This is a genomic window from Acetobacter sp. UBA5411 (assembly GCF_002409645.1).
Lineage (GTDB): Bacteria > Pseudomonadota > Alphaproteobacteria > Acetobacterales > Acetobacteraceae > Acetobacter.
The window spans coordinates 1-4,344 of sequence record NZ_DHNR01000018.1 but is presented as its reverse complement, the minus strand read 5'-3'; the positions used below and the strand labels follow the sequence as shown (position 1 = coordinate 4,344).

General features: G+C 53.7%; 6 protein-coding genes. 3 read left to right on the top strand and 3 right to left on the bottom strand.

From position 1 onward, the window contains the following. The 3 genes from B3759_RS05030 to B3759_RS05020 all read right to left on the bottom strand — a co-directional run. On the bottom strand, positions 1–549 hold a 549-nt coding region (locus B3759_RS05030; RefSeq protein ID WP_291364244.1), incomplete at its 3' end, for a hypothetical protein. A 130-nt stretch (positions 550–679) separates the two neighbouring features. Next, positions 680–1,030 carry a hypothetical protein gene (locus tag B3759_RS05025; RefSeq protein WP_291364242.1) on the bottom strand — a complete coding sequence of 117 codons (351 nt, stop codon included), beginning with the start codon at positions 1,028–1,030 and terminating at the stop codon, positions 680–682. 49 nt (positions 1,031–1,079) lie between these two features. After that, positions 1,080–1,202, bottom strand: coding sequence for a hypothetical protein (locus B3759_RS05020; protein WP_291364240.1), 123 nt, complete (start codon positions 1,200–1,202; stop codon positions 1,080–1,082). Positions 1,203–2,088: 886 nt separating this feature from the next. Between B3759_RS05020 and B3759_RS05015 the strand changes: the two genes are divergently transcribed. The 3 genes from B3759_RS05015 to B3759_RS05005 all read left to right on the top strand — a co-directional run. Next, positions 2,089–3,147 (top strand): hypothetical protein, encoded by a 1,059-nt coding sequence (locus B3759_RS05015; RefSeq protein ID WP_291364238.1) that lies wholly within the window; start codon positions 2,089–2,091, stop codon positions 3,145–3,147. Further along, positions 3,147–3,341: a hypothetical protein gene (locus B3759_RS05010; protein WP_291364236.1), complete on the top strand. Its 195-nt coding sequence runs from the start codon at positions 3,147–3,149 to the stop codon at positions 3,339–3,341. The genes B3759_RS05015 and B3759_RS05010 overlap by 1 nt, the downstream gene beginning before the upstream one ends. Positions 3,342–3,484: 143 nt before the next feature. Then, the coding region (locus B3759_RS05005; protein WP_291364234.1) for a hypothetical protein at positions 3,485–4,344 on the top strand (860 nt) is incomplete at its 3' end.

Below are 4,344 nucleotides of genomic sequence, written 5' to 3'. Positions count from 1 at the left end.
CACATAAAGCCAGATGCGCCCGCACTGGACCGCCATTCCATTGCCGCCATCGAGCTGCCCGGACTTCCACACCATGACGGATGATTTCCCGTCGCTGGTATCGTTCTCGCAATCATGAGCTGCCCATCCGTAAGGGCAGCCACAGCCAGCTACACGTATATCACAGTCCGCCAGACAATCCGCGTTCGGATACAGCCGCTCCCATTCATCGCCTAGACTTTCCCGCGCTGTTTTAATATCGCTCTCAATGTCCGCTATTTCAGAGCATAGGACAGCCGTGGCCACCCCATAGGCGTATGCCGTCATGGCTTGCAGGTATTCGCTGGCCTTAAAGGACTGTCCGAAGTCCTCGACTTCTCCCACCTCGCTCTCGTAACGGTCAATTATGCTTTCCGCGTTTGCGTAGCAGATCGACACCAGATCGTCAGCCGTCGTGTGCGTAAGGTCTATGGCCGCATCCCGCATCGCGTCGATGTCGTAAAGGTAATGGCCCGTCGCGTCGGGTGTGAACAGATCAAGAGCGTAATCGTGCAGGTCAATGTTAGCCATTGTTTCGTGTCCTTGTGTGTGTGTGTGTGTGTGTTGGTCTGCCTGTGCAGGGCAGGGCAGTGGTGCCGGGCGTGTGAAGTGCCCGTCTGAGTCTTACCTAGTTCCCTTTTGCGAACTGGTCAACCTGTTTTTAGGCAGCAAGCCAGCGCAAAGCCGATGCAAGCCCCTCGGCTGTGTCCGTGTCCACAGACAGGACGCCAAAGGCTGCCGCCACTTCCCGGCCTTCCTCTAGGGTCATGCGGCCCGCGCTGAGATAGGCTGAAAGTAGCTTCAGCCCTAATGCCTTGGACCGTTCGGGATGGGCAGCATGGTATCCGGGTTTGTCGCTATCCCAGTTACGCTGCACAGCGGGGTGTAATTCATCCCATGTCTGCCGCTTTTCCATGCGCTCTATGTTGTAATACGGCCAAGCCTTTACATCGGCCTCATAGTTCAACTGTGCGCGTGACTTTGCCGTGAATGCTTCTGCTATCTTCGCCATGTTGAATGTCCTGTGCGTGTAGTTAAGGGAGGGTTTCAGGGATGGTCGATCAGTCAAACCGTTTGCCAAAGAACGGCATCCCGACCAGCAGAACACCAAGCATTGCGATGCCGAAATCCGTAAAAAGTGCGCCCATTGTGGTGATCTCCGGTTGGTCATGCTGTGCAGGCATGTCCGTGTGTGACTGTCTCGCCAGTTCCCTTTTGCGAACCGGTAAGCCTGTATCTAGTTCCCTTTTGCGAACCGCGCAACCCATAAAATGCGATCTGGTGCATTTTTCGCCCTGGCACTGATCGGCCAGACACGCACACGCATAATGCAGGCGCACGAATGGACGGCCACAGAAGGGCAGGGGAGGGCCTCAGAAGGTCTCTGGTATGATCGTATGCGATGAAGTCCAGAAGGCATCCACGGGGCGAATATGGGCCGCTTTGGGCATGCTTAGGACGTGTGTGGCCGTGATGGGTCTGTTCGGGCGCGTGATGGGCGTTGTGGGTGTGCGTTATGATCGGTTTTTTCGATCAAAAGACCGTCCATTGATCGGTCAAAACGATTGTGGATATTATCGCACGTAATCGGTCTGTTATGTGCGATAACATCGCGCTCGACACGATCCACAGCGCATTTGTTGGCATAATGTTTGTTATAAAACATTATCTGGAGTCCCGCACGGTCCACTAGAATGCCCTGCCCTACTCCGATGCCGTTTCAAAATCGGCGGCTAAAACCGCGCGAATGTTGTTGTTCGACGGAACCGAGCGGTGTGACCGCCTGGAGATTTTTGGGACTCCGGGCCGGTCCCTCAAGTGACCCTGAAAGGGAGCCTTTGAACTGCATATAACCCACTGATTTCAAACAACAAACAGGCACTTGGCGGCATATAGAGCTGATATTTGCACAAAGCCGCGAGAAGGCTTTCCTATACACCTAACCATGAAGAAAGGAAATGAATGGGATTAGAGACTGGCACATACATATCGGACCTGCTCCCGCAGAACCCCCCTGCCACCGACCCGCGAAGCCAAGGGGCTGATCATCTTCGCCTGATCAAAGCTGTCTTGAAGAATACCTTCCCAAATATGACGGGAGAGGTAAGCGCAACCCCCGACGACCTGAACAATTCAATTTCCGGTATATATGGGAAAAGTGCAGGCGACCTTCGGATGCTGGGATTTTACTGGCAGGTATCCAGCGGTTATGTGATTGCTGTCTATAAGGACGCCGATGGCAACACCATATATAACGGCCTTGCGAACGCTACGGACGTAACGACGCTTCAGAGCAGCCTTGCGTCATTTCAGGACAAGCAGGCCGATACGAATGCGGACCTGTCGGCAGACATTAGCAATTGCGTGTCAGGCATCTATGGGAAAAGTGCAGGCGACCTTCAGATGCTGGGATTTTACCAGCAGCAGAGCACAGGGCGGCCTATTGCTGTATTCAACAACGGCACAGAGAACGTGTTCAATGGCATTGCCAACTATACCGATGTCAGCACGCTCCAGACCAACCTGAACAGTGCCCTAACAGCGCAGGCCAACCAGAACAGCGTATTTTCCAGTAAAATATCTGCCTGTGTGCCGACTAATTCAACGAATGATGGGGTAAATGCTCCCATCACTCTGTTCAATTACTTTATAGGAGATGGAGTCCCGTGGGCGTCCGCGAATGGTGTTTCCTTTTCATTCGTAAAAACAGCCCCAGGGGGAGGTTTATACACGATCCAGAATCTGTATGGAGATGCCAGCGGCACCCTATCTGCCCAGATAAACGGGACCAAATATAGCTATGCGCCTAGCTCTGCCGTTCATGATGCGGGAAACTACGACACATATGTTATCGGTGGTGTCCGCACCCTGTCCTTCCGCACTACGGCATATGATACCCAACTAATTTCATTCCCCATCGCATTCAGCGATACGCCGAGTTCCATTCATATAACATCGAGTGAGGCGCAGTCGGGGAAAGGCGAGGGTGTGACTGCGAATGTGTTCAAGGGGAGCGAAAATAAGTTCAACTTCACAGCACATCTTGCCTACGCGGACGGTGCAGAGGATCATGCCGTCCCGTCTAATCAGCCAGTAACAATATCTGTAACAGCAATAGGACCAGTGTAATGGCCGATCAGGTATTATACTATAATTATATTTTATATAGAACAAAAGCGATGGGCGATCAGCCTGTGGGCTACGTGGTCGCCACTCAGCTCCTGTCCTCGCTGGACGGTGTGGCCGTCCCCGATGGGTTCGCCTTTGTCTTAGACGAGGCTAAAAAATATCCTGTTGGTAGTGAATACATGACGCCCGCGTGACGAATGTTCCCCTAAGAGGGCTTGGGGGGGCAGGAGTAATCCCAGACCAAGACCCCTTCGATCTCGATCTAACAGCATGGTCCGACTGCCGAAATGTCCGGTTTGTCGATAATAAGGCTATGAGGGCCGGAGTATGGCGCAACATGGTCTCATTCGGATCGCAAGGGCAGGTAAATCCCGTCGTCTGCCTTACGTCCATGACCATAAGCGCAGAGGCCATTGACCGTGTGTTCTCGGTCACGGCCACTGGCAACACATTCCAGCTCATTGCCGGTTCGGACCCTGTATCCGTGGATGAAAGCGGGTTCCAGCCCCTAACCCCAACCCTTCGCCAGTTTACGGCGGCTTACCTTGGTGATGTCATTTACATCAACCGAGAGGATATGGGTGTGCGCTACTACGCCACCACGAGCCAGACGTTCGCCCCTCTACCGAACACAGATGGGACGTGGACCTGTGCCGTCCTGCGCCCCTACCAGGACTTTCTGATCGCACTCAACGTCACAAAAACGGATGCCACAACCGGGGCGCAGACCATTTACCCGAAGATGGTGAAATGGTCCGACGTGACGCTCGATGGGCAGGTGCCGGGGAATTGGGACGCAACCCAGACGATCAACCCAAGCACGCTGGCGGGCGAGAACATCATGGCCGAGATGGACGGCCCGATTGTGGATGGGATGAGCCTGAAGTCGAATTTCATTATCTACGGCCGCAATGAGGCATGGGCGATGGCCTTCACCGGCGAAGGGACGTATCCGTTTACCTTCGAGCGCATTCTAGGGTCTGGTGGCGCTATAGGCCGCAACTGCGTGGTTGAAGTGGAGAGCCTGCACTACGTTTTCGGGACCACGGACATCTACTGCCATGACGGTATCACCAGCAAGTCTCTGGCACAGGACCGCATTCGTAATTTTGTGTATTCCGACATGGATCAGTCCGCGCTGGAGACGTTTTTCGTTACCCACGTCGAGAACACAAAGGAAATCCTGTTCTGCTACAG

What these genes read in the sequence shown, in the direction of transcription:
- B3759_RS05025 (WP_291364242.1), bottom strand. Translation starts at nt 1,030, where the DNA reads ATGGCGAAGATAGCAGAAGCATTCACGGCAAAGTCACGCGCACAGTTG.
- B3759_RS05020 (WP_291364240.1), bottom strand. Translation starts at nt 1,202, where the DNA reads ATGCCTGCACAGCATGACCAACCGGAGATCACCACAATGGGCGCACTT.
- B3759_RS05010 (WP_291364236.1), top strand. Translation starts at nt 3,147, where the DNA reads ATGGCCGATCAGGTATTATACTATAATTATATTTTATATAGAACAAAA.